We start from the raw sequence: 23816 nt of genomic DNA on the forward strand, positions 1-23816 counted from the left end.
GACCGTGGTGCGCTGGCTTGTGGGTTCTGAGGAAAACTATCGTCTGCCCGTTGTAATGGGCAAACGATTTAATGGGTATTTCTCAAAAAATCTTCGGACGTCTCAGCCGACCACGCTGAGGACGTCTTCGCCGTAGCGGTCGAGCTTCTGCCGACCGATCCCGTTGATGCGCAGCAGGGCCTCCGGGGTGCGCGGCTTGTGCTCCGCGATGAGCTGCAGGGTCGCATCGGTGAAGACCACGAACGCCGGCACGCTCTCCTCCCCCGCCCGGTCCTTGCGCCACTCGCGCAGTCGCTCGAAGAGCTCCTCGTCGTACGACGCCGGGCAGTCCGCGCACCGTCCGCGCTTCTTCTCGGCGCCCGTCGACAGGGGACGACCGCACTCACGACAGCTCGCGACCTTGCGGTTGCGGGGCAGCTCACGCCCGGCGCGGGCCTCGTCGGGCAGCAACTGGTCGAGGAACCGCGACGGCTTGCGGGACGCGCGGCCGCCCGGGTTGCGGGCCAACGACCAGGACAGCGCGAGGTCGACGCGGGCACGCGTCATGCCGACGTAGAGGAGCCGGCGCTCCTCCTCGATCGCGAGCGGGGTGTCGGCGTAGGTGATCGGGAGGGTGCCGTCCTGGAGGCCGCACAGGAAGACGGAGTCCCACTCCAGGCCCTTGGCGGCGTGGAAGGTCGCGAGGGTGACGCCGTCGGCGACCGGGGCGTGCTGCTCGGCGGCACGGCGGTCGAGGTCGTCGACGAACGCGTTGAGGTCGGGGTTGGTGGCCGCGAACTCGGTGGCCGTGTTGAAGAGGGCGTTCCAGGACTCCCAGCGGTCGCGCGTCTGCCCGCGAGCGGTCGGCGCCTCGGTGGTCCACCCCATGCCGGCGAGCACGCCGCCGACCGCCTCGACCAGGGAGCTGCCGTCGGCCTCGCCGGAGCGAGCCGCGCCCCGGATGCGGGTCACCGCCTCGCGGACCTCGGGCCGGTCGAAGAACCGGGCGGCACCGCGGATGACGTAGGGGATGCCGCGCGCGGACAGGGCCTCCTCGAACGTCTCGGACTGGGCGTTGATCCGGAAGAGCACCGCGATCTCGGCCAGCGACCGGCCGGCGTCGCGCAGCCGCACGATCTGGGCGGCGACCGCCTCGGCCTCGGCGACCTCGTCGAGGCGCTGGGTGTAGGTGACCGTCGGTCCGGACGGGCGCTGGGCCCGCAGCTCGACGCCGCTGCTGGCCGAGCCGGCGAGCAGGGTGTTGGCGGCCGAGACGACCTCCGGCGTGGAGCGGTAGTTGCGCACCAGCTCGATCGAGGTGGTGCCGGGGAACTTGGCCGGGAACTCGCGCAGGTAGGTCGCGTCGGCGCCGGCGAAGGAGTAGATCGTCTGGGCCGGGTCGCCGACGACGCACAGCTCGTCGCGGCCGCCGAGCCACAGGCCGAGGAGCGCGGACTGGAGCGGCGAGACGTCTTGGTACTCGTCGACGACGAACCACTTGTACTGACGTCGCACCTGGGCGGCGACCCGCTCGTCGTCGGCCAGCATGCCGGCGGTCAGCAGGAGCACGTCCTCCATGTCCATCCGGCCCTGGCCGCGCTTGACCTCCTCGTAGCCCGCGAACACCCGGGCGACGGTCTCGTGGTCCTGGCCGGTGACCGAGCGGCCCCGGGCCCGGGCGATGCGGGTGTAGTCGTCGGGGTGGACGTTGCTGACCTTGGCCCACTCGATCTCGGAGGCGAGGTCGCGGAGCAGCGCCTGGTCGGCGTTGAGCCGCTGCCGGCGGGCCGCCGAGGCGAGCAGGCCGATCTTGGACTCGGTCAGCGTCGGGAGCTCGTGGCCGCTGGTGCGCGGCCAGAAGTAGCGCAGCTGGCGCAGCGCGGCCGAGTGGAAGGTGCGAGCCTGCACTCCCCCCGCGCCGAGCACCCGGAGACGCCCGCGCATCTCGCCGGCCGCCCGGGTGGTGAAGGTGACCGCCAGGACCTCGGTCGGCGCGTAGACGCCGGTCGCGACGCCGTGGGCGATCCGGTGGGTGATCGCCCGGGTCTTGCCGGTGCCGGCACCGGCGAGCACCCGGACCGGACCCCGGAGCGCCTCGGCGACCTGACGCTGCTCGGGATCGAGCGCGTCGAGCAGGTCGGGGGCAACGGTCATGCGCGGGAACAACTCCTCGGAGCGGATGGTTCTATGAACGACGTACGAAACCCTAGACGCCGGAGGCGACAGTCCGAATGAGCGGCACTTTCACGATGTACTCCACTCCGTGGTGTGGCTACTGCCACCGCCTGAAGGGCCAGCTCGACCGCGAGGGCATCGCGTTCGACGTCGTCGACATCGAGCAGAACCCCGAGGCCGCGCAGATCGTCGAGTCCGCCAACAACGGCAACCAGACGGTCCCCACGCTGGTCTACGCGGACGGCACCGCCCAGACCAACCCGTCGCTGGCCCAGGTGAAGGCGAAGCTGGAGTCGCTGGCGGTCTGATCCCTCGGGATCACCACTGGCCGGGCAGCGGCCCGCCGTACCAGTGCTCCACCAGGGAGCGGCTGATCGAGACGCCGCCGGGGAGCACGAGGGTGCCGGCCTCGGCGAGAGACTTCATCTCCGCGCGGGTGAACCAGCGCGCGTCCTCGATCTCGTGCTCGTCGACGGTGACGTCGGTGCTCGTCGCCCGCGCGATGAAGCCGACCATCAGGCTCGCCGGCAGCGGCCACGGCTGGTTGCCGAAGTACTCGACGTCGCCGACCGTGATGCCGACCTCCTCGGCGACCTCACGGCGTACGGCGTCCTCGAGCGTCTCGCCCGGCTCGCAGAAGCCCGCCAGCGTCGAGAAGCGCCCCTCGGGCCACACCGACTGGCGACCGAGCAGGCAGCGCTCGTCCTCGGAGCCCGGGTCGCCCGAGGTGACGACCATGATCACGGCCGGGTCCGTGCGCGGGAACTGCGTGTGCCCGTTGGCGCAGGTCAGCTCGTGGCCCGCCTTCTTCGGCGCGAGCGGCTCCCCGCAGCGCGGGCAGAAGCGGGTGGCGAAGAGCCACTCGGCGAGACCGAGCGCGTGGAAGACGAGCGGTGCGCTGGCGACGGCGTCGTCGGCGAGGTGAGCCAGCAGCCCACGCAGCGGCGCCCACTCGCCCTGGGCGGCCTTCGAGATCTCGGCGTCGACGATCACCGCGAACCAGGCGCGGCCGTCCTGCTCCCCGAGGAGGACCCGCAGCCCCTCGGGTGCGTCGTCGGGTGAGACCCAGTCGATCCGGCCGTCCACCGGCTTGATCCGGGTGCCGGACACGACGAGGACCCGCGTCTGCGGGTCGGCCCACCGCTCCGCCAGCCAGGCGTCGTCGGCGCGGTGCTCGGCGGTCCGGTCATGAGGGTTGGCCGCGAGCTTCTCGTGGGGGAACGTCACCCTGCGGAGCGTAGTCCGGCACTTCGGTCACATTTCGTCCGGTCCCGACGGAGGATGGCGCCGTGATCCTGCTGCTCATCGCGCTCGCGGCCGCCGTCGCGATCGGTCTGTCGCTCGCCCGCGCCGTACGACGCCGGCACCCGGAGGGCCCGGTCGACGGAGCCCGACGGGAGTGGATCAACGTCGAGGACCTGACCGGTCCGGTCGTGACCCTGGTGGCGCTGCTCCTCGCCTTCATGCTGGTGCAGGCCAACAACTCCTACCAGCGCGCCGAGGAGCACGCGGCGACCGAGGCCGGGTTGGTCGAGTCCGAGTACAACGCGGCAGGGCTGCTCGACGAACCGGACCAGGGCACGTTGCAGGGCGACCTCGTCTGCTACGCCCGGGCGGTGGCCGACCTCGGGTGGCCGCGGATGGTCGAGGGCGAGGCACACCCCGTGGTCAACCTCTGGAGCGCGCAGATCCAGCAGGACCTGCGCGTCGCCGTCGACACCGACGCCGACCGGGTGGGGCTCAGCAACCTGGTGCCGCTCCAGTCGGACCTCACCACCAGTCGCGACGAGCGGCTGGCGGAGACGAAGCCCGCCGTACCGGCCGCGATGACCTGGCTGATCGAGCTGGCGGCCCTGCTGGTGATCGTGCTGCTGATCGGCTTCACGTGGCACCTGCGCCGGCTCGTGCGCCTCTCCCTGGTGCTCACGATCGGCGTGCTCTTCCTGCTCCTCGTCGTCGGCATCAACGAGCTCGACACACCGTTCTCCGGCGCGATCAGCATCTCGCCGGACCGGATGAAGGCCGTCAGCGCGCGGATCGAGTCGGGCGGCGTCGACGTGACCGGTCTGTGCGCCGCGGATGGCAGCCCGGTCGCCGGATCGTCCTATTCTCTCGGTCCGTGAGCACGCACATCGGCGCCCAGCCCGGCGACATCGCACCCCTCGTCCTGATGCCCGGTGACCCGCTTCGCGCGAAGTGGATCGCGGAGACGTTCCTCGAGGACGCCCGCTGCTACACCGAGGTCCGCGGGATGTACGGGTTCACGGGCACCTGGCAGGGCCACCGCGTCTCGGTCCAGGGATCCGGCATGGGCCAGCCGTCCTTGGCGATCTACGCCACCGAGCTCTTCACGGAGTACGACGTGCAGTCGGTGATCCGGGTCGGCTCCTGCGGCGCGATGACCGACAGGCTCGCCGTCCGCGACATCGTGATCGCCTCGGGTGCGTGCACCGACTCGTCGATGAACCGGATCCGCTTCGAGGGACTCGACTACGCCCCGGTCGCCGACTTCGGGCTGCTGCGCGCGGCGTACGACGCGGCCGCTGGTCGAGACGGCGTGCACGTCGGGCTGATCTACAGCAGCGACTCCTTCTACGCGGCCCGCCCGGAGCTGGCCGCGCGGATGGTGGAGTACGGCGTGCTCGCGGTCGAGATGGAGGCGAGCGCGCTCTACACGATCGCCGCGAAGCTCGGCCGCAAGGCGCTGGCCATCTGCACGGTCTCGGACCACATCGTCACCGGCGAGGAGACGAGCTCGCAGGAGCGCGAGCAGACCTTCGGCGACATGGTGGAGATCGCACTCGCGGCGGGCGTCGCTCAGGACTAACCGCACCCGCCCGGGCGTTGCCCGGGTGTGGAGATCTTCGACGCGGTGGTGGTCGGTGCCGGACAGGCGGGCCTGTCCGCGTCGTACCACCTCCGGCGACGCGGGATCGCGCACGTCGTGCTCGACGCCGACGCCACCCCGGGCGGCGCCTGGCAGCACCGGTGGGACTCGCTGACCATGCACGACGTGCACGGCATCGCTGCGCTGCCCGACTCGGAGTCACCGCGCGACGAGGCCGGCCGCGCGAACACGGTCGTGCCGGCGTACTTCTCGGACTACGAGCGCCGCTTCGACCTGCCGGTCGTGCGACCCGTGCGCGTCGACCGGGTCACCGAGGAGGGCGACCTCCTGGTCGTGCACGCAGGCGACCGCACCTGGACGACCCGGACGCTCGTCAACGCGACCGGGACGTGGTCGCACCCGTTCCTGCCGCGCTACCCCGGCATGGAGACCTTCGCCGGCGAGCAGCTCCACACGGTCGGCTACCCGGGGCCTCTCCCGTTCCGCGGCCGCCGGGTGGCGGTCGTCGGAGGCGGCGCGTCGGCGGTGCAGCTGCTCGGTGAGATCGCGCCGGTCGCCGACACCCTGTGGTTCACCCGACGCGAGCCGGTCTGGCGCACCGACGACTTCACGCCGGACGCCGGCCGCCAGGCGGTGGCGCTCGTCGAGGAGCGGGTACGCCGCGGGCTGCCGCCCGCCAGCGTGGTGAGCGTGACCGGGCTGGCGCTGCGCGAGCAGGAGCGCGAGGCCGAGCGGCTCGGGGCCTACGAGCGACACCCGATGTTCACGGCGATCGAGCCGGACGGCGTACGCATGGCCGACGGGTCGTTTGAACCGGTCGACGTGATCCTCTGGGCGACCGGGTTCCGTCCGGCGGTCGGCCACCTGGCGCCGCTGCACCTGCGCTCGGAGCACGGCGGCATCCAGCTCGACGGCACCACGGCGGTGGCGGACCCGCGCGTGAAGCTGGTCGGCTATGGCCCGTCGGCGAGCACGATCGGCGCCAACCGGGCCGGGCGGGCCGCCGCGAAGGGCGTGGCCGCCTGGTTGGCTGCGGGAGCGTCGGCCCCCGCAGCCGAGGCGATCACTTCGCGGTGACCTTCTTGGCGATCAGGCCGCCGACGGCGACGAGCGCGAGCACGATGACGAGCTTCTTGACCATGGGATCTCCTCGGGGTGTGAAGGGGGTTCGGATCCGGATTCATCCTGCACCCACCGTCCAAGCAGCCGCGCACCGGATCGGTCGTCCTCACAGGGCGCCGAGCAGCTGCTCCAGATCGGCGCGGTCCGGCAGATCCTCGGGCTCGACCAGCTGGCCGGTGCGGACGTAGTAGAACGCCGCGCGGACCGACGTGAGCGGCACGTCGAGCAGCTCGGCCCAGGCGACGCGGTAGATCGCCAGCTGCAGCGGGTCGGCGGTCGCGGACCGGTGGGTCTTCCAGTCGACGAGCAGGTAGGAGCCGTCGGGATCCGCGTAGACCGCGTCGATGCGGCCGCGGACGACCTGGCCCGCGAGCACGAGAGCGAACGGCGCCTCCACCTGGTGGGGCGTGCGTGTCGCGAAGGGTCCTGCCTCGAAGGTCGCGATCAGCTCCTTGAGGTCGGTGTCGTCGTCGATGCCGGCGTCGCCGCGGCCGGGCAGGTCGCCGTAGTCGAAGAGGTCCTGCTGGCCGAAGCGTGCCTCCACCCAGGCGTGGAACCGGGTGCCGAACCGGGCCGCCGACGACGGTGGCCGCGGCATCGGTCGCGCCAGCTCACGGGCGAACGTGTCGGGGTCGTCGCGCAGGCGGCCGAGCGCGGTTGCGGACAGGCTGCTCGGGAGGGGTACGGCGAGGTCGGTGCTGCGGTCGCGGCGCGACTCGGCCAGCAGGCGGTCGAGCTCGGCGTCCCAGTCGGCGACCTGGGCGGTCTCGATCATGTCGAGCCCGGAGTCAGCGGCGTTGGCGTCGACCTCGCGGACCCGGCGCGCGGCCTCGATGCGCAGCGCGGCCTCGCGGCCGACTCCCGTCGCGGGCCACGGCCGGGACGGGTCGACCGCGGCGTACGGGTTGGGGTCGCCCTTCTGGGGCTTGTCGCGCCAGCCGTCGGTGGGCTCGCCCCAGGCGTCCAGCTGGTCGCGCACCACGGCCTGGTAGGGCGACGGACCGAACGGCGTCGCCCGCGGACTCCACAGGTAGGAGGTCACCGAGAGCCGGTGGGCCGCCCGGGTGAAGGCGACGTAGCCGAGCCGGAGCTCCTCCTCCGCGTCGTGCTCACGGGTGTCGGCCCGGTAGGTGTCGAGCGCGGCCTTGTCCCAACCCGCGAGCTGCGGGAGGTCGTGGGCGTCACCGCGCAACGGCGCGGGGAGGATCGACGGCGACGAGGTCCACAACGTCCGCGACCGGTTGGACGGGAAGCGGGTCTCCCCGACGCCGACGAGGAACACCGACGACCACTCGAGGCCCTTCGACCGGTGGACGGTCAGCAGCTTCACGGAGTCGGCCTCGGTGGGGGTGGCGATGTCGAGACCGTTGCCCTGGTCGTCCTCGGCCGTGAGGTAGGCGAGCAGCGCGGGCAGCGTGACGTCGCCGTCGACCGCCTGGAACTCCGCGACCGCCTTCACGAACAGGTCGAGGTTGTCGCGCCGTGCTGCCGCGGCCGGGCTCACCGCCGAGGCGAGCTCGACGTCGGTGCCGCTGGTGTCGATGATCCGCCGGACGATGTCGAGCAGCGGCTCCCCGACGTACATCCGCAGGGTGCGCAGCTCGCCGGCCAGCAGCGCGAACCGCTCGAGCGCCTCCGGGGAGTACGGCGCCTCGCCCGGGTCGGACAGGGCGTCGTCGAGCGACGGGATCTCCGCGGGGTCGATGCCGTCGGCGATCTCGAGCAGCTGGTCGGTGACCGACCCCGCCTCTCCCCCGCGGCCCTGCCGACCGGCGATCTCCTGCGCGCGGCGGCTGAGCAGACGCAGGTCGCGCGGGCCGATCGCCCAGCGGGGGCCGGAGAGCAGCGTGAGCAGGGAGGCGTTGGCGGTGACGTCGTGGAGCAGGTGGAGGATCGCGACGATCTCGGCGACCTCGGGCAGCCGCAGCAGGCCGGAGAGGCCGACGATCTCGACCGGGATGCCGGCGCCCGTCAGCGCGTCGAAGACGTCCTCGGCGTGGGCGTTGTCGCGGGCGAGCACGCCGATGTCGGACCACGCGTCCTCGTGGGCGGCGGAGACGGCCTCGACCAGGTGGTCGAGCTCGTCGGCGTGGGTCTCGAAGACGCCGAGCGTCACCTCACCGGTCGCGGCCTCGGGCTTGGCGACGAGCGGCTCGACCTGGCTGAACTTCGCGTAGAGCGGCTCGGCCAGGCGGTTGGCCACCTCGAGGATGCGGGCATCGGAGCGCCGGTTGACCGTGAGCGGGTACGTCGGGACCGGGCTGCCGTCGGCCGCGGGGAAGGTCTCGCCGAAGTTGAGGATGTTGGAGACCGAGGCGCCGCGCCAGCCGTAGATCGCCTGGTTGGGGTCGCCCACCGCGGTGACCGCGTGACCACCGGCGAAGAGCCGCGACAGCATCACGGCCTGGGCGACCGAGGTGTCTTGGTACTCGTCGAGCAGCACGACCTTGAACTTCGTGCGCTCGAGCTCGCCGACGTCGGGCTGCTCGCTGGCCAGCCGGGCGCCGAGCTCGATCTGGTCCGAGAAGTCCATCAGCCCGAGGTCGCTCTTGAGACGGCGGTAGGCAGCCACCAGCCCGAGCAGCTCGGCACGCCGGTCGATGGCGGAGATCGCGCTCTCCACCGGCGCGCGGTAGGTGACGCGGTTCTTGCCCGCGACCTCCTCGGCCAGCGCCCGCTCGAACTGGACGCGAGCGTCGGCATCGAGCGCGCGGACGTCGTCGGGCGCGACGAGGTGCTCGCTCATGGCGCTGTCGAGGGCGAGGAGGTTCTGGATCGCGGTCGCCGGGTGGTCGGTCAGGTGGCGGACCTCACCGGTGAAGCGGTCGACCGCGCGGGCGCCGAGCTGGTAGCGCGCCGCGTCGGTGATCACCCGGGTGTCGGGCTCGTGGCCGATCCGCAGGCCGTGGTCGGTCAGGAGCCCCGCGGCGTAGGCGTTGTAGGTCGCCACCGTCGGCTCGAGGACGTCCTCGCCCTCCTCATCCACCTCCTCGAGCGCACCGGCCTCACGGAGTGCGTCGCGGATCTTGCGGCGCAGCTCGCTCGCGGCCTTGGTGGTGAAGGTCAGGCCGAGCACCTCGTCGGGCCGGACCTGGCCGGTGGCGACGAGGTAGACGACCCGGGCCGCCATCAGCGTGGTCTTGCCGGAACCGGCGCCGGCGATCACGACCGCCGGGGCGAGGGGCGCGGAGATCGCGGCCCACTGCTGCTCGCTCGGGACGAACGGCGTGTGCATCACGCGGGCGAGGTCCTCGGGCGTGCGGATGTCCTGAGGAGTCACAGGCTGGTCACCGACCCCGCACCCTTGATCGGGCAGATCGGCACGAACGAGCAGTCGCGGCAGTGCTGCCCGGCCACCGCCGGGAAGGTCTCGGCCCGCAGCAGCGACGCGGCGTGGGCGAGCCGCAGCCGCAGGTCGTCGCGCCCCGGGCCGTCCTCCGGCTGGACGTCCTGGGACTGCACCACGGCCGTGTCGCCGCCGTCGGTGAGCCCGAGCTGGACGAGCTCGGCGCCACCGGCGTGAGCGCCCGGCACCTGGTCGTCGAGCGCGCCGTGGTCGACGGCGTACTGGTAGAGGCCGAGCTGGACGTGGGACTCGACCGCCTTGTTGGTCGGCTTGGTGCGGCCGGTCTTGAGGTCGACCACGACGACGTTGCCGTCGGCGTCGAGCTCGAGACGGTCGGCGTAGCCGGACACCTGCACCCGCTCACCGCTCTCGAGCTCGACCACGGTCGAGAACGGCGCCTCGGTGCCGATCAGCTCGCGCGGGTTGGAGAGGTGCCACTGCAGGAACCGGCCGATCGCGGCGCGCACCCGCTCGTGCTCCCGGATCTTCGACCACGGGGTGCGGAAGTCGAGGCGGTCCCAGACCGCGTCGACGTGCTCCATCAGGGCGTCGACCGCGGGCTCGACCTCGCCGGCGGCGACCCGCTGGGCCAGCGCGTGGAGCAGCTCGCCGAGGTTGGCGGACTGGTGGGCGCGGGAGACACCACCGGCCTCGCGCTCGAGGAACCACTGGGTCGGGCAGACGGCCACGGAGTCGAGCACCGTGGCCGAGACCGGCACCGGCTGGTCGGGGTCGCGGAGCGGCTGGACGGAGCGGCTCGCTGAGCGGGTGCCCCACCAGGTCGACGGGTCGGCCATCCGGACCTCCGGCGCCAGCCTGGCCAGCCGGCGGGCCGCGGCGTCGCGCAGGGCGTCGCTCGTGGCGGGGTCGGCGAGCGTGCGCCGCAGCTCGCTCACCAGCCCGGTCATCGACAGCGGCCGCGCCGGGCGACCCACCACGGTGTCGACGTTGACGCCCAGCTCCTCGAGGAAGCGGGACGGCTGCTCGCCGTCGTCCTCGGCCGAGGCGACCGCGGTGACGACGAGCCGCTGCCGGGCACGCGTGCAGGCGACGTAGAAGAGCCGACGCTCCTCCATCAGCAGCTCACGCACGGAGACCGGCGGGACCAGGCCGTCCTCGCCGATCCGGTCGGCCTGGAGCAGCGTCGAGCGGCGGCGCAGGTCGGGCCAGCCGTCCTGCTGGACGTGGGCGACGACGACCAGCCGCCACTCCAGGCCCTTGGAACGGTGCGCCGTGAGGAGGCGTACGGCGGCGCCGCGGGCGCCCTGCTCGGCGAGCGTGTCGGCGGGGATCTGCTGCTGGACCAGCGTCGCGAGGAAGGCGCGCACCCCGACGTGGTCGCGCTGCTCCTCCGAGCGGGCCGCGACGTCGAAGAGCGCGCACACCGAGTCGAGGTCGCGGTGGGCCCGACGGGCCGCGCCGCCACCGAGGTCGACCGAGCGTCGCAGTCGCTGCGGCCACCCGGTGCGCGACCACAGGGTCCAGAGCAGCTCCTCGGCCGAGGCGCCACCGACCAGCTCCTCGCGGCCGTCGACGAGCAGCTGGGCGAGCGCCCGGGCGCGGACCACCTCGGGGCCGTCGAGCCCGTCGAGGAACCCGGGCTCGAGGACCGCAGCGCGGACCAGCTCGCGCGAGGTGCGCGGCGGCCTGCCCTCGGCCTTGCTCCGCTCCTTCTCCCGCGCGCGCAGCCGTCGCGCGAGACGGCGTACGTCGCCCGCGTCCATGCCCCCGAGCGGGCCGAGCAGCAGCGCCTCGGCCCGGGCGACGTCGAGGTGCTCGACGTGGTCGACGTCGGTGTTGTCGAGTTTGACCACGGCCCGCATGGCGTCGAGCAGGGGCAGCACAGCCGGGTCGCGGACCAGCGGCACCTCGTCGCTGGCGACCTCGACCGGCACGCCGGCGGCGCCGAGGGCGCGACGCAGCGGCGGGATCGACGTGCGACCCGAGCGGACGAGGACGGCCATGTCGTCCCAGGGGACGCCGTCCTCGAGGTGGGCGCGACGGAGCAGGTCGGCGAGGTGCTCGGCCTCGGCACGCTCGGTGTCGAAGGTGCGGACGACGACCCGGCCCTCGCCGAGCGGACCCGCCTGGGCCTGGGGAGACAGGAACGCCTCGCGGGCCTCGAGCGGGATCGAGCCGGGCAGGGCCAGTCGGTGGGCGAGCCGCTGGGACGCGACCAGCAGCCTCGGCCCGAAGCGGCGGGTGGTGCGCAGCGCGACCACGTCGGCGGGTGCGCCGTCGGCGCGTGGGAACGCCGACGGGAAGTCGAGGATGCCGCGCACCTCGGCGCCGCGGAAGCCGTAGATCGACTGGTGGGGGTCGCCGACCACGGTGAGGTCGCGGCCGTCGCCGGCCAGCGCCCGGAGCAGCGCGACCTGGCCGGGGTCGGTGTCCTGGTACTCGTCCACGAAGACGTGGCGGAACTGGGCGCGCAGCTCGTCGCGGTGGACCTCGGCCTCGATCGTGGCCCGGCGGATCAGGTCGGCGTAGTCGATCGCGCCCTGGCTGTCGAGGCTGTCGAGGTACTGGTCGAGGAAGAGCCCGGCGGCCACGAACTCGGGCAGCCCCTCGGCCTCGCCGAGCGTGCGCAGCTCGTCGCCGTCGAGGCCCTTCTCGCGTGCGCGGGACAGGACGGTGTGGACCTCGCGGGCGAAGCCGCGGGTGCCGAGCGCCCGGGACAAGGAGTCGGGCCAGGTCACCGACTCGGGGTGGTCGGTGAGCAGCTCGCGGAGCACGACGTCCTGCTCGGGAGCGCTGAGCAGCCGCAGTGGTGCCTCGTAGAGCTCGGCCGGCGAGTAGCGGCGTACGAGGGCGTAGGCGAAGGAGTGGAAGGTCGAGCTCAGGGTCGTCGACATGGTGCGACCGAGGCGGGCGGTGACCCGGTCGCGGAGCTGCTCGGCGGCCTTGCGGGAGAACGTCAGCGAGAGGACCTGGTCGGGTCGGGCGCCGCGATGGTCGATGCGGTCGACGATCGCCTCGACCAGCGTCGTGGTCTTGCCGGTGCCAGGTCCGGCGAGGACGAGGAGCGGTCCGCCGGGGTGGTCGACGACGCGCTGCTGGTGCTCGTCGAGGGTGGGCACGTCGACCGCGACGTCCGGCCGCACGAGGCGGTAGGAGATCGCGGTGGCCGTCATGTGGCTAGCCAACCATCCGTGACCGACACCCGGTTGAATGGGCGCATGGCGAGCCCCCGAACTGTTGCGATCCTGGCCTTCGACGACATGGAGGTGCTCGACTTCGCGGGCCCCTACGAGGTCTTCAACGTCGCCGGCGAGCTGGGTAAGGGCAATCCCTTCTCCGTCTTCTCCGTCGGGCTGACCGGCGCCCCGGCCGTTGGGCGCGGCGGCTTCACCGTGCAGCCGACGTACTCCCTCGACGACGCTCCGCCGTCCGACCTCCTGGTCATCCCCGGCGGTGCCGGGACCCGGCCGCTCCTCCAGGACGAGCGGCTGCTCGCCTGGGTGCGCGAGCGCGCCGGCGAGGTCGAGCTGCTGCTGTCGGTCTGCACGGGGGCGCTGGTGCTCGGTGCAGCCGGCCTGCTGGAGCGGCAGTCCGCGACCACGCACCACGACGCCTTCGACGAGCTGGCAGCGCTGTCGCCGACGACGACGGTCGTGCGCGGGCAGCGGTTCGTGCGGTCGAGCGACCGCATCGTGACCTCGGCGGGGGTGTCGGCGGGCGTGGACGCGAGCCTGTACGTCGTGCAGGAGCTGACCGGTCAGGCGACCCGCGACGTCACGGTCACCGAGATGGAGTGGATGTGGCAGTCGTGAGCTGCCCGAGCCTGAGCCTGCGAAGGCTCGGACTCAGCAGCCAGGTCGAGTAGCCGCGCGAGCGACGGAGGAGCTCGCGACCGGCGTATCGAGACCGACCAGGGGTCTCGATACGCTCGCTGGCGCTCGCTACTCGACCAACGATCGAGGAGCGCGTTGGCACGTCTCGCCGTAGGACCGGTCCCTGCCCCTCAGTAGCGTGCAGCCATGACCGAAGGCCCGCTCTCCGACCTGCTCGTGATCGACCTGACCCGCGCGCTCGCCGGCCCGCACGCCGCGATGATGCTCGGCGACATGGGCGCTCGCGTGATCAAGGTCGAGTCGCCGACCGGGGACGACTCGCGTGGCTGGGGGCCGCCGTTCCTCGGTGACGGCGACGACCGCGAGTCGTCGTACTTCATGTCGGCCAACCGCAACAAGGAGTCGCTGGTCCTCGACCTCAAGTCCGAGGACGACCGCGACGTGCTCGCGCGGCTCGTCGAGCGCGCCGACGTGCTGATGGAGAACTTCCGGGTCGGCGTCCTCGACCGGCTCGGCTTCCCGGTCGAGCGGCTGCACGAGCTCAACCCGCGGCTGATCGTCCTGTCCATCACCGGCTTCGGCCACGACGGTCCGGAGGCGTCGCGCTCCGGCTACGACCAGATCGCGCAGGGCGAGGGCGGGCTGATGTCGATCACCGGCACCGAGCAGCCGACCAAGGTCGGGGTGCCGATCGCCGACCTGATCGCCGGGATGAACGGCGCGTACGGCGTGCTCGCCGCTCTCCACGAGCGGTCGCAGACCGGTCGCGGGCGGGTCGTCCGGACCTCGCTGCTCGCCGGGATGATCGGGGTGCACGCCTACCAGGGCACCCGGTGGACGGTGGCCGGTGAGGTGCCGGGTCTCGCGGGCGACCACCACCCGTCGATCTCGCCGTACGGCATGTTCGCGACGGGGTCGGCGCCGGTGCAGATCGCCTGCGGCTCGGAGGGGCTGTGGCGGGCGCTGTGCGGGGCGTTCGGCTGGGACCCGGCCGAGGCGGAGTTCGCGACCAACGCGCTGCGCGTCGCCAACCGGGCCGCGCTGGTCGAGCGGATCGAGACGCTCTTCGCCAACCAGCCGGCCGAGCACTGGCTCGCCGCACTCGCCGAGGCGGGGGTGCCGTCGGGCAAGGTGCGCTCGATGGACGACGTCTACGGCTGGGACCAGACGCTGTCGCAGGGGCTGCTGCTCGACGTGGAGCACGCGACCAAGGGGCCGCTGCAGCTGCCGGGCTCGCCGATCCGCTTCGACGAGAACCCCTTCTCCGGCGGGCGTTCCGAGCACCTCGCTCCCCCGACCCTCGGCCAGCACAACGAGTCGATCCGGGAGTGGCTGGACTCGTGAGCCGTGACTGGCAGGAATGGCACCGCAGCTACGACGACCCCACCTCGTCGATCTCGCTGAGACTCGAGACGGTGCGCGCCCAGCTGCGCCTCCTGCTCGACGCGGCCAACGGTCTGGTCCGCCTGCTCAGCCTCTGCGCCGGCGACGGGCGCGACACCCTTCCCGTCGTGGCCGCCTCGGACGTCGCCGTGCAGGGGGTGCTCGTCGAGCTCGACCCCGTGCTCGCGGAGCGAGCACGCCGAAACGCGCCGCCCGGTATCGAGGTCCGGACCGCCGATGCGGGCACGACCGCGTCGTACGCCGACGCCGTCCCCGTCGACGTGCTCCTGGAGTGCGGCATCTTCGGCAACATCACCGACGACGACATCGTCCGCACCGTGCGGTCGACCCCGTCGCTGCTGCGCACGAACGGCCACGTCATCTGGACCCGGGGCAACAACGTGCCGCTCGACCCCTCGTCGTACGACGGCGACCCGGCCGAGATGGTGCGGTCGGTCTTCGCCGAGGCGGGCTTCGAGGAGATCGCGTTCGTGTCGCACCCCGCGGGCTTCCGGGTGGGCGTGCATCGCTGGCCGGGTGCGACGGGGGCGCCCGACTCGGACGTCCGGCTGTTCGAGTTCGTCTAGGCGGGTCGGACGGTGCGGAGGTCCGCGGCCTCGCCCCGCTCAGAAGGGGTACGGCGCGATCTCGGGCCGCATGGTCAGCCACTGGATCTCGGTGAACGACTCGATGTTGGCCTGGGCCCCGCCGATCCGGGAGCCGTTGCCCGACGACTTGGTGCCACCGAACGGCGCGTTCGCCTCATCGGAGACGGTCTGCTCGTTGATGTGCACCTTGCCGGAGCTGACCCGGTCGGCGAGCCGCATCGCGTCGGCGAGGTCACCGAGGATGCCGACCGACAGGCCGTACTCGTTGTCGTTGACCAGCGCGACGGCCTCGTCGAGGGTCGAGAACGACACGACCGGAGCGACCGGGCCGAAGATCTCCTCGGTCCACGCCGGGTTGTCCCGCGCGACGTCGGCGAGCACGGTCGGCTGGTAGTAGGGCCCGTCGTTGGTGCCGCCGGCGAGCAGCCGGGCACCGTGCTGGACGGCGTCCTGGACGATGCCGTCCACGCGCTTGAGCTGCTTCTCGTCGATGATCGGGCCGAGGGCGACGGTGCCCGACTTCGGGTCGCCGACCGGCAGGTGCGCGGCCTTCTCGGCGAGCGCCGCGACGTACTCCTCGTAGACCGACTCGTGCACGATGTGCCGGCCCGAGGTCATGCAGATCTGGCCCTGGTGCATGAACGCACCGAACGCACCCGCCGAGGCCGCCTTGGCGACGTCTGCACCCGGGAGGACGACGAGAGCGTTGTTGCCGCCCAGCTCGAGGTGGGCGCGCTTGAGTCCGCGGGCCGCGGCCTCGCCGACCTTGCGCCCGGCGGCGGTCGAACCGGTGAACGCGATGACCGCGACCTCGGGCGCCTCGACGACGGCCGCACCGATCTCGCCGTCCCCGGGGACGAGCGAGAGCAGGCCGTCCGGCAGGCCCGCCTCCTGGAAGATCCGGAGCAGCACGACGCCGCCGCAGACGGCCGTGCGCGGGTCCGGCTTGAGGAGCACGGCGTTGCCGAGCGCGAGCGCGGGCGCGACGGCGCGGATGCTGAGGATCAGCGGGAAGTTGAACGGCGCGATCACGCTGACGACCCCGGCAGGGCGACGGCGCGCGAAGGACCAGCGGTCCTCGTTGGTGGTCAGCACCTCGCCCGCAGGGTGACCCGGCAGTCCTGCGGCCTCGTAGCACTCGCCGGCCGCGATGTGGGTCTCGAGACCGGCCTTGGGCGGGATGCCGCCGGACTCGCGGACGATCCAGTCCTCGATCTCCGCGGCGTGCTCCTCGAACAGCTGGCCGGCCCGACGCAGGACTGCGGCCCGCTCCTCGGGCTTGACCTGAGCCCACTCCTGCTGGGCCTTCGCGGCGACGGTCGCCGCACGGCGTACGTCGTCCACCGACGCGACGCCGTACTCCCCGAGCCGCTCGCCGGTCGCCGGCTCGATCGCAGCGGCGGTGCCGCCACCCCCGTCCGTCCAGCCGTCGATGAAGATCTTGCCGGTCCAGGTCTGCGGGTCGAGGAAGGTCATGACTCGAGTGTTGCTCGGACCTGGGTGCCGGCGGAAGACGTCAGCCCAGGTCGACGATCGCGGCCACCGGGCCACCACCGTCGGGTCCCTGGTGGGCGGCCGAGACGGACACGAAGACCGCCGGGTCGCCGGTGACCGCAGCGGTGACGCCGCCGACGGCCGACTTGATCTGGCGGTGCCAGTGCACGTCGGAGTCGTCGAGCATCGCGTTGCGACGGCCGCGAACGACACCGTCCTGCGAGACCTCGCACTTGAGGAAGACGTTGACCAGCCTGCCGTCCAGGTCGCTGGTGTGCGGACGGTCGGGCAGCTCGAGGCCGGCGTCCTTGATCGCGGCCCAGATGCCGTCGGCGTCGAGGGCGTCCTTCATGACCGAGTGACCGATCCGGTAGCGACCGCCGACGCCCGTCGCGTTGCCGACCACGACGACCTGTGCCTGGTCGAGCTCCACGCCCGACGAGCAGGACGCGACCGCGGAGAAGAGGTCGCGGTTGTGCATGACATCGGCGTCGGTCGGCATCTCGATCTCGCCGAGGGCGACGGCGATACCGAGCGCGGTGGTGCCGTTGGAGAGGTCCATCGACTCGTGGGTGTGCTCGGTCCACACGGTCTTGCCGCGCGACTTGGCGTCGCGGATGGTGTGGACGGTCAGCAGCGGCGTCTTGGTCTGCACGTAGTGGACGTCGGCGACGTCGGTGATCCCGGCCCGCTCCATCGCGACCTTCACCGCATCGGCGACCTTGCTGACCATCGCCACCCGGCCGATGTCCTCGGGGAGCAGCACCTCGCTCATCGCGAAGCCGACGGTCAGCCGCGGCTCGTCGATCGGCTCGGCGTCGGTGGTCGCGAAGATGGTCGCGTGCGGGCTGATCACGCCGTCGGTGCCACCGGACCACACGATCGGGATCTGCTTGACCTGGTCGGCGGGGGCGCCCTTCTCGACCAGCACCTCGCGGAAGGCCCGGTCGGAGATGATCCGGGTGTAGTCGTTGACGCCACCGTTGCCCTCGGTCTTGCCGATGATCGCGATGACGCGCGAGGCCTCCATGACGCCGTCGTCGATGAGCTTCGCGAGCTCGCTGGCGTCGGCGACGGAGTGGATCGGGACCTTGCGTACTTCGATGGCGCTGGGCATGCGGGGTTCCTTCTGTCAGTTGGGTACGACGACGGTGCCGGCGGATCCGGTGATGGCAACGGCGAGATGGGCGAGATCGGTGATGACGGCGCGGCTCCCGCCCTGCTCGACGAACCGGCAGGCCGCATCGACCTTGGGTCCCATCGAGCCGCTCGCGAAGTGTCCCTCGGCGGCGTACGCCCGCATCTCGGCGGCGGTCACGGTGCCGACGTCCGCGGCCTCGGGCGTGCCGTAGTGGAGCACGGCGTGCGGCACGTCGGTGCCGATGACGAGCACGTCGGCGTCGACGGTCCTCGCGAGCAGCGCGGCGCCGAGGTCCTTGTCGATCACGGCCTCGACCCCGCGCAGGGTGCCGTCGTGGTCGCGGACGACGGGGATCCCGCCGCCGCCGTTCGCGACCACGACGAAGCCCGCGTCGACGAGCGCGCGGGCAGCTGGGGCGTCGAGGATCTGCAGGGGTTCGGGCGAGGCCACCACGCGGCGCCACCCCTTCTCGCCGCGGTCCTCCCAGGTCTCGCCGTGCTCGATCAGCAGGGCGGCCTCGTCGGCGGGCAGGTAGCGCCCGATCGGCTTGGTCGGGTGGGTGAAGCCGTCGTCGTTCGACGCGACGAGGGTGCGGGTGACCACGGTGGCCGTCCGCCGGTCCACGCCCCGCTCGGCGAGCGCGGCGTCGAGGGCGTCCATGAGCACGAACCCGAGCGTGCCCTGGGTCTGGGCGCCGCACCAGTCCAGCGGGACCGGGGGCACGACGGCGGCCGCGAGCTCGTTCTTGACCAGCAGGTTGCCGACCTGGGGCCCGTTGCCGTGGGTGATCACGACCTCGACGTCGTGCTGGAGCAGGTCGGCGACCGCGGCCATCGCGACGCCTGCGGCGGCGATCTGGTCCTCGGGGCGGGCCCGGCCGTCGGCGTTCGTCATGGCGTTGCCACCGAGCGCGAGCAGGACCCTCATGTGTCGAACCTAGTGACCCCGCGGTCGCCGATCACCGTAGGTGACGACGAGGGGGCGCCCGATCCACTGGCAAGAGTTGCCAAGACGGGTCAGCGACCGCCGGCCACCCGCAGCGTCGTGCCGGTGACGTACGACGCCTCGTCGCTCATCAACCAGGCGATCGCGTCGGCCACCTCGCCCGGCTCGCCGGCCCGGCCGAGGGGCACCAGCGGACCGACCCGCTCCACCCGGCCGGGCTCGCCCGCGTCGGCGTGGATCGTGGTGCGGACGATGCCGGGCGCGACCCCGACCACCCGGATCCCCTCACCGGCGACCTCCTGGGCGAGGCCGAGGGTCAGGGCGTCGACGCCGGCCTTCGCCGCGGCGTACTGCACGTACTCCCCCGGTGACCCGAGGGTCGCCGCCCCCGAGCTGACGTTGACGATCACGCCGCCCTGTCCGCCGTACGACGTCCCGAGCGCTCGCACCGAGGCGCGGGCGACGAGCAGCGCGGAGGTCAGGTTGAGGTCGACCGTCGCCGCGATCACCTCGGGCGGCGTCTCCGCGAGCGGACCGATGTGGAGGGTCGCGCCCGCGTTGTTGACGACCCCGGTCAGCCGGCCGTGCTCCGCGGTCGCCGCGAAGAGCGCGTCGACACCTGCGGGGTCGGTGAGGTCGGCGCGGACCACGATGCAGTGGGCGCCGGCGTCCTCGACCGCGAGGCGGGTCTCCTCGGCCGCGCGGCCGTCGCTGGCGTAGCCCAGCACGAGGTCGTGACCGTCGCGAGCCAGGCGCAGAGCGGTCGCCGCACCGATGCCCCGGGTGCCTCCGGTGACCAGGGTCAGACTCATGGCTCGAGCTCGAAGTCGTCGAAGTCGAAGCCCGGTGAGACCAGGCAGCTGACCAGGGCCTCGGCGTCGGTCGGCACGGTCCGCTGCCAGGCGCCGGCGGGGACGTGCGCCTGCGGGTGGTCGAGGTCGACCACGACGCGCGACTCCAGCGCGGGCGTCGTACCGCTCCCCCCGAGCTCGAGGGTCACCGCACCCTGGTGCGCCATCCAGAGCTCGTCGGAGGCGACCTTGTGCCAGGCCGAGGACTCACCCGCCGGCAGCAGGAAGTAGATGAGGGTCGCGGTCGGCCGGACCCGACCGTCGGGCAGCGTCACGTCGACCGGTGAGCGCCAGGTGCGGCGGTACCACCCGCCCTCCGGGTGCGGCTCCAGGTCGAGGGCGGCAGCGAGGGGCGGCTTCACGGAGTCGATTCTCGCAGCCGTGGCATGGTGGAGAGATGCTTCGCGACCTTCCGCCGTTCCGTGCCGACCACGTCGGCAGCCTGCTGCGCCCGAGGAGCCTGCTCCAGGCGCGCGAGGACCACGCAGCCGGCACCGTCTCCGCCGAGCAGCTGCGCGAGCTCGAGGATGCCGCGATCACCGACGTGATCGAGCTCCAGCGCGCGGCCGGGCTGCAGTCCGCGACCGACGGCGAGTTCCGCCGCGCGTCGTGGCACATGGACTTCATCTACGCGCTCGACGGCATCAGCAAGGCCTCCGACAACATGAAGGTGCACTTCAAGAACGCCGAGGGCGAGCTCGACTTCACCCCGGCCGCGCTCCGCGTCGACGGCAAGCTGGGCGTCTCGGAGACGATCTTCGGCGACGCCTTCACCTTCCTGCGCGACCACGTCTCCGAGGGTGTGACGCCCAAGCTCACGATCCCCTCGCCGAGCATGGTCCACTACCGCGGCGGCGCGGCCGCGATCGACCGCGCGGTCTACCCGGATGTCGAGGAGTTCTGGGCAGACCTCACCGCGGCGTACCGCGACCAGATCGCGCGCATCCACGACCTCGGCTGCACCTACCTCCAGCTCGACGACACCTCGCTCGCCTACCTCAACGACCCCGCGCAGCGACGCGAGCTGGCGGACCGCGGCGAGGACTCCGAGCACCTCCACGAGGCCTACATCCGCCACCTCAACGAGGCCCTCGCCGGCCGGCCCGACGGGCTGCGCGTCACCACGCACATGTGCCGCGGCAACTTCCGCGACTCGTGGGTCGCCGAGGGCGGCTACGACTTCGTCGCCGAGGCGCTCTTCAACGAGCTGGGCGTCGACGGCTTCTTCCTGGAGTACGACGACGAGCGGTCCGGCACCTTCGAGCCGCTGCGGCACGTGCCGAAGGACAAGCTGGTCGTCCTCGGCATCGTGACCACCAAGCACGGCGAGCTGGAGTCGAAGGACGTGCTCAAGAGGCGGCTCGACGAGGCGTCGGCGTACGTCGACCTCGAGCAGGTCTGCATCTCCCCGCAGTGCGGCTTCTCCTCGACCTCGGAGGGCAACTCGCTCAGCGTCGACCAGGAGAAGGCCAAGCTCGCCCTGCTGGTCGAGCTGGCCGACGAGGTCTGGGGCTAGCCGGGCTCAGGCCGCCGCGAGCAGGTCCTGGACCAGCCCGACGGCGGTGGTCGCCGCTTCGCTGCGGTCGCCGTACGGCGCGCTCGCGTAGAGCCCCTCGATCACCAGCCAGACCCGCTCGGCCAGCAGGTCGGGGGCTTCGGTGTCAGCCTCCGCAGCCAGCCGGTCGACCCGCCTGCGCAGGGCGCGGATCTCCTTCAGCGCGAACCGCCCCGGGACGTCGGACGGGTCGCGCATCTCCCGCAGGTAGTTGCGGAAGGGACAACCCCGGTAGCCGCGGGTGGCCACCCGGTCGGCGACCTCGCGGACGAGGGCGACGAGGGCGGCGCGGGGGATCTCCTCGAGTCCCTCGACGGCGGCGTCCATCGAGCCGTCGATCTGCTCCGCGAAGCGCTGCAGGTAGGCCAGGACCAGGTCGTCCTTGCTCGGGAAGTGCCGGTAGAGCACGTTCTTGCCACAGCCCGCCGCGGTCATGATCTCGGCCATGCCGACCGCGCGGATCCCGCGCGTGTAGAACAGCCGACCCGCGACGTCGAGGATCCGGTCGCGGGTGGCCGGGTCGGCGGTGCGGGGCATGTGACGAGTATGACGGACCGATCGGTCCAATTCACGTGATGCGGGAATGAACGACTCGCCATGCTCGCTGCACTCCGAGACGGACCGATCGGTCCGTAACGTCTCCCAGGAGGTAGTCATGCGCGACGCAGTCATCGTGGACGCGGTCCGCACCCCGCTCGCCAAGGGCAAGCCCGGCGGCGCGTACGCCGATGTGCACCCGGTCGACCTGCACGCCCACGCGTTGAGGAGCCTCGTCGAACGGGTGGGGCTGGACCCGGCCGAGATCGACGACGTGATCGGCGGAGCGGTCGGCCAGGTCGGCGAGCAGAGCACCAACACCACACGGATGGCCGTGCTCGCCGCGGGCTTCCCCGAGTCGGTCCCCGGTGTCACCGTCGACCGTCAGTGCGGCAGCAGCCAACAGGCGCTGAGCTTCGCTGCCCAGGGCGTCGTCGCCGGTGCGTACGACATCGTCGTGGCGAGTGGCGTCGAGTCGATGAGCCGGGTGCCGATCGGCAGCTCCCAGCAGGGCCGGGACTTCGCCGGCCCGTCGATCGCCGCCCGCTACCCCGGTGGCCTGGTGCCGCAGGGCGTGAGCGCCGAGCTGATCGCCCAGAAGTGGGGGCTGAGTCGCGAGCAGCTCGACGAGTTCGCCTACACCAGTCACCAGCGCTCGGCCGAGGCCTGGCGCAACGGCTGGTTCGACGCCGAGGTCGCGCCGCTGAACCACCTGCGCACCGACGAGACGAACCGTCCCGAGACGACGATGGAGGCGCTGGCCGGACTGCGTACGCCGTTCGCGGACCCGCACTGGGAGAAGCGTTTCGGGCACCTCGACTGGAAGGTCACGGCCGGCAGCAGCTCGCCGCACAACGACGGCTCCGCCGCCCTGCTCGTCACCACCAGCGAGGTCGCCGCGGCCCACGGCTGGACGCCGCGGGCGCGCATCCACACCGCCACCGTCGCCGCGGACGACCCGATCATGATGCTGACCGGCATCATCCCGGCCACCGCGAAGGTCCTGCAGCGCGCCGGTCTGTCGATCGCCGACATCGACGCGTTCGAGGTCAACGAGGCCTTCTCCCCCGTCGTGCTCGCCTGGCAGGCGGAGACCGGTGCCGACCCGGCCAAGGTCAACGTCCACGGCGGCGCGATCTCCATCGGCCACCCGCTCGGCGCCAGCGGCGCCCGGCTGGCCACCACCCTCCTCGGCGTCCTCGACCGGACAGGGGGCCGCTACGGCCTCCAGACCATGTGCGAGGCCGGCGGCACCGCCAACGCAACCATCATCGAAAGGCTCGACTCATGACCATCTCCCTCGACCACTCCACCGTCCTCGTCACCGGCGCCAACCGCGGTCTCGGCAAGGCGTTCGCCGAGGCTCTCGTGGAGGCCGGCGCCACCGTGTACGCCGGCGCACGCAACCCCGGGTCCGTGACGACGGCCGGCGTCACCGCCGTACGTCTCGATGTCACCGACCCCGCCTCGGTCGCAGCCGCGGCCGCCGAGCTGGGCGACGTCGACGTCGTGATCAACAACGCCGGGATCGGCCGCAGCGGCTCGTTGCTCACCGGTGAGTCGCTCGACGGCTTCCGCGAGGAGCTCGAGACCAACGTGATCGGCCCGCTCACGGTCACCCGCGCGTTCGCACCGATCCTGGCGGCCAACGGCGGCGGCGCGATCGTCAACATCCACTCCGCGCTCTCCTGGATGACCAGTCCGCAGATCGCGGGCTACTCGGCGACCAAGGCCGCGCTCTGGTCGCTGACCAACGCCACCCGCGGCGAGCTCCGCGAGCAGGGCACCCTCGTCGTCGGCGTCCACGTCGGCTACATGGACACCGACCTGACGGCCGACGTCACGGCACCGAAGTCGGACCCGGCCGACCTGGTGACCCAGGTGCTCGAAGCGCTGGAGAAGGGTGAGGAGGAGGTCCTCGGCGACGAGACCAGCCGGTTCGTGAAGTCGGTGCTCTCCGGGCCGCCGGCCCAGCTCGTCCTCTAGTCGGACCTGCGTGGCGGAGCGACGTGCTCCGCCACGCGTCCTACGCTCGGGG

At 72.3% G+C, this 23816-nt stretch carries 20 protein-coding genes; 10 read left to right on the forward strand and 10 right to left on the reverse strand.

The genetic code is table 11. The features are described from left to right. Positions 1-102 precede the first annotated feature (102 nt). Positions 103-2133, reverse strand: coding sequence for an ATP-dependent DNA helicase UvrD2 (locus ABLE68_RS01850; protein WP_348869401.1), 2031 nt, complete (start codon positions 2131-2133; stop codon positions 103-105). 77 nt (positions 2134-2210) lie between these two features. Here ABLE68_RS01850 and ABLE68_RS01855 point away from each other — a divergent pair, with 77 nt between their 5' ends. Beyond that, positions 2211-2462 carry a mycoredoxin gene (locus ABLE68_RS01855; protein WP_348869402.1) on the forward strand — a complete coding sequence of 84 codons (252 nt, stop codon included), beginning with the start codon at positions 2211-2213 and terminating at the stop codon, positions 2460-2462. Between the two features lie 10 nt (positions 2463-2472). Here the strand turns inward: ABLE68_RS01855 and nudC are convergent, their stop codons facing one another. Continuing rightward, positions 2473-3381, reverse strand: coding sequence for an NAD(+) diphosphatase (nudC, locus tag ABLE68_RS01860; RefSeq protein WP_348869404.1), 909 nt, complete (start codon positions 3379-3381; stop codon positions 2473-2475). 62 nt (positions 3382-3443) lie between these two features. Between nudC and ABLE68_RS01865 the strand changes: the two genes are divergently transcribed. From ABLE68_RS01865 to ABLE68_RS01875, 3 genes are read left to right on the forward strand one after another with little or no spacing between them, the layout of a single operon-like run. Next, positions 3444-4277 carry a bestrophin-like domain gene (locus ABLE68_RS01865; RefSeq protein ID WP_348869405.1) on the forward strand — a complete coding sequence of 278 codons (834 nt, stop codon included), beginning with the start codon at positions 3444-3446 and terminating at the stop codon, positions 4275-4277. After that, complete coding sequence (gene deoD / locus ABLE68_RS01870; protein WP_348869406.1) at positions 4274-4981, forward strand: purine-nucleoside phosphorylase; 708 nt, start codon at positions 4274-4276, stop codon at positions 4979-4981. Before ABLE68_RS01865 ends, deoD begins: the two co-directional genes overlap by 4 nt. A 27-nt stretch (positions 4982-5008) precedes the next feature. After that, positions 5009-6079: an NAD(P)-binding domain-containing protein gene (locus tag ABLE68_RS01875; RefSeq protein WP_348869407.1), complete on the forward strand. Its 1071-nt coding sequence runs from the start codon at positions 5009-5011 to the stop codon at positions 6077-6079. A gap of 151 nt (positions 6080-6230) precedes the next feature. Here ABLE68_RS01875 and ABLE68_RS01880 read toward each other — a convergent pair whose 3' ends face one another. Both ABLE68_RS01880 and ABLE68_RS01885 read right to left on the reverse strand, forming a co-directional pair. Next, positions 6231-9404, reverse strand: a complete 3174-nt coding sequence (locus ABLE68_RS01880) for an ATP-dependent helicase (RefSeq protein WP_348869408.1) — start codon at positions 9402-9404, stop codon at positions 6231-6233. Continuing rightward, complete coding sequence (locus ABLE68_RS01885) at positions 9401-12604, reverse strand: ATP-dependent helicase (RefSeq protein WP_348869409.1); 3204 nt, start codon at positions 12602-12604, stop codon at positions 9401-9403. The genes ABLE68_RS01880 and ABLE68_RS01885 overlap by 4 nt, the downstream gene beginning before the upstream one ends. Before the next feature lie 45 nt (positions 12605-12649). Here ABLE68_RS01885 and ABLE68_RS01890 point away from each other — a divergent pair, with 45 nt between their 5' ends. From ABLE68_RS01890 to ABLE68_RS01900, 3 genes are all read left to right on the forward strand, one after another. Further along, entirely contained in the window at positions 12650-13243 is a 594-nt protein-coding gene (locus tag ABLE68_RS01890; RefSeq protein ID WP_348869410.1) for a DJ-1/PfpI family protein, read from the forward strand. Positions 13244-13450: 207 nt separating this feature from the next. Then, the gene (locus ABLE68_RS01895; protein ID WP_348869411.1) at positions 13451-14608 is read left to right on the forward strand and encodes a CaiB/BaiF CoA transferase family protein; all 1158 of its coding nucleotides are present in this window, start codon (positions 13451-13453) and stop codon (positions 14606-14608) included. Continuing rightward, on the forward strand, positions 14605-15234 hold the full coding sequence (locus ABLE68_RS01900) for a class I SAM-dependent methyltransferase (RefSeq protein ID WP_348869412.1): 630 nt from the start codon (positions 14605-14607) through the stop codon (positions 15232-15234). Before ABLE68_RS01895 ends, ABLE68_RS01900 begins: the two co-directional genes overlap by 4 nt. A 39-nt stretch (positions 15235-15273) precedes the next feature. On the opposite strand, the gene ABLE68_RS01905 is transcribed toward ABLE68_RS01900, so the two are convergent. From ABLE68_RS01905 to ABLE68_RS01925, 5 genes are all read right to left on the reverse strand, one after another. Continuing rightward, positions 15274-16731 carry a benzaldehyde dehydrogenase gene (locus tag ABLE68_RS01905; protein WP_348869414.1) on the reverse strand — a complete coding sequence of 486 codons (1458 nt, stop codon included), beginning with the start codon at positions 16729-16731 and terminating at the stop codon, positions 15274-15276. 40 nt (positions 16732-16771) lie between these two features. Continuing rightward, complete coding sequence (gene bar, locus ABLE68_RS01910) at positions 16772-17866, reverse strand: barbiturase (protein ID WP_348869415.1); 1095 nt, start codon at positions 17864-17866, stop codon at positions 16772-16774. Positions 17867-17881: 15 nt separating this feature from the next. Beyond that, positions 17882-18817 carry a carbamate kinase gene (locus ABLE68_RS01915; protein ID WP_348869416.1) on the reverse strand — a complete coding sequence of 312 codons (936 nt, stop codon included), beginning with the start codon at positions 18815-18817 and terminating at the stop codon, positions 17882-17884. Between the two features lie 89 nt (positions 18818-18906). After that, entirely contained in the window at positions 18907-19647 is a 741-nt protein-coding gene (locus tag ABLE68_RS01920) for an SDR family oxidoreductase (protein ID WP_348869417.1), read from the reverse strand. Further along, positions 19644-20048 (reverse strand): cupin domain-containing protein, encoded by a 405-nt coding sequence (locus tag ABLE68_RS01925; RefSeq protein WP_348869418.1) that lies wholly within the window; start codon positions 20046-20048, stop codon positions 19644-19646. The genes ABLE68_RS01920 and ABLE68_RS01925 overlap by 4 nt, the downstream gene beginning before the upstream one ends. A gap of 35 nt (positions 20049-20083) precedes the next feature. Here ABLE68_RS01925 and ABLE68_RS01930 point away from each other — a divergent pair, with 35 nt between their 5' ends. Continuing rightward, positions 20084-21202: a 5-methyltetrahydropteroyltriglutamate--homocysteine S-methyltransferase gene (locus ABLE68_RS01930; RefSeq protein ID WP_348869419.1), complete on the forward strand. Its 1119-nt coding sequence runs from the start codon at positions 20084-20086 to the stop codon at positions 21200-21202. Between the two features lie 6 nt (positions 21203-21208). Here the strand turns inward: ABLE68_RS01930 and ABLE68_RS01935 are convergent, their stop codons facing one another. After that, entirely contained in the window at positions 21209-21778 is a 570-nt protein-coding gene (locus tag ABLE68_RS01935; RefSeq protein WP_348869420.1) for a TetR/AcrR family transcriptional regulator, read from the reverse strand. A gap of 118 nt (positions 21779-21896) precedes the next feature. Here ABLE68_RS01935 and ABLE68_RS01940 point away from each other — a divergent pair, with 118 nt between their 5' ends. Next, complete coding sequence (locus ABLE68_RS01940; protein WP_348869421.1) at positions 21897-23069, forward strand: acetyl-CoA C-acyltransferase; 1173 nt, start codon at positions 21897-21899, stop codon at positions 23067-23069. Beyond that, positions 23066-23764 carry an SDR family oxidoreductase gene (locus tag ABLE68_RS01945; protein ID WP_348869422.1) on the forward strand — a complete coding sequence of 233 codons (699 nt, stop codon included), beginning with the start codon at positions 23066-23068 and terminating at the stop codon, positions 23762-23764. The genes ABLE68_RS01940 and ABLE68_RS01945 overlap by 4 nt, the downstream gene beginning before the upstream one ends. Positions 23765-23816: the final 52 nt, after the last annotated feature.

This window comes from Nocardioides pollutisoli, from assembly GCF_040045055.1.
Taxonomy (GTDB): domain Bacteria; phylum Actinomycetota; class Actinomycetes; order Propionibacteriales; family Nocardioidaceae; genus Nocardioides; species Nocardioides tweenelious.

What these genes read in the sequence shown, in the direction of transcription:
- ABLE68_RS01850 (WP_348869401.1), bottom strand. Translation starts at nt 2,133, where the DNA reads ATGACCGTTGCCCCCGACCTGCTCGACGCGCTCGATCCCGAGCAGCGT.
- ABLE68_RS01855 (WP_348869402.1), top strand. Translation starts at nt 2,211, where the DNA reads ATGAGCGGCACTTTCACGATGTACTCCACTCCGTGGTGTGGCTACTGC.
- ABLE68_RS01885 (WP_348869409.1), bottom strand. Translation starts at nt 12,604, where the DNA reads ATGACGGCCACCGCGATCTCCTACCGCCTCGTGCGGCCGGACGTCGCG.
- ABLE68_RS01890 (WP_348869410.1), top strand. Translation starts at nt 12,650, where the DNA reads ATGGCGAGCCCCCGAACTGTTGCGATCCTGGCCTTCGACGACATGGAG.
- ABLE68_RS01895 (WP_348869411.1), top strand. Translation starts at nt 13,451, where the DNA reads ATGACCGAAGGCCCGCTCTCCGACCTGCTCGTGATCGACCTGACCCGC.
- ABLE68_RS01905 (WP_348869414.1), bottom strand. Translation starts at nt 16,731, where the DNA reads ATGACCTTCCTCGACCCGCAGACCTGGACCGGCAAGATCTTCATCGAC.
- bar (WP_348869415.1), bottom strand. Translation starts at nt 17,866, where the DNA reads ATGCCCAGCGCCATCGAAGTACGCAAGGTCCCGATCCACTCCGTCGCC.
- ABLE68_RS01915 (WP_348869416.1), bottom strand. Translation starts at nt 18,817, where the DNA reads ATGAGGGTCCTGCTCGCGCTCGGTGGCAACGCCATGACGAACGCCGAC.
- ABLE68_RS01920 (WP_348869417.1), bottom strand. Translation starts at nt 19,647, where the DNA reads ATGAGTCTGACCCTGGTCACCGGAGGCACCCGGGGCATCGGTGCGGCG.
- ABLE68_RS01930 (WP_348869419.1), top strand. Translation starts at nt 20,084, where the DNA reads ATGCTTCGCGACCTTCCGCCGTTCCGTGCCGACCACGTCGGCAGCCTG.
- ABLE68_RS01935 (WP_348869420.1), bottom strand. Translation starts at nt 21,778, where the DNA reads ATGCCCCGCACCGCCGACCCGGCCACCCGCGACCGGATCCTCGACGTC.
- ABLE68_RS01940 (WP_348869421.1), top strand. Translation starts at nt 21,897, where the DNA reads ATGCGCGACGCAGTCATCGTGGACGCGGTCCGCACCCCGCTCGCCAAG.
- ABLE68_RS01945 (WP_348869422.1), top strand. Translation starts at nt 23,066, where the DNA reads ATGACCATCTCCCTCGACCACTCCACCGTCCTCGTCACCGGCGCCAAC.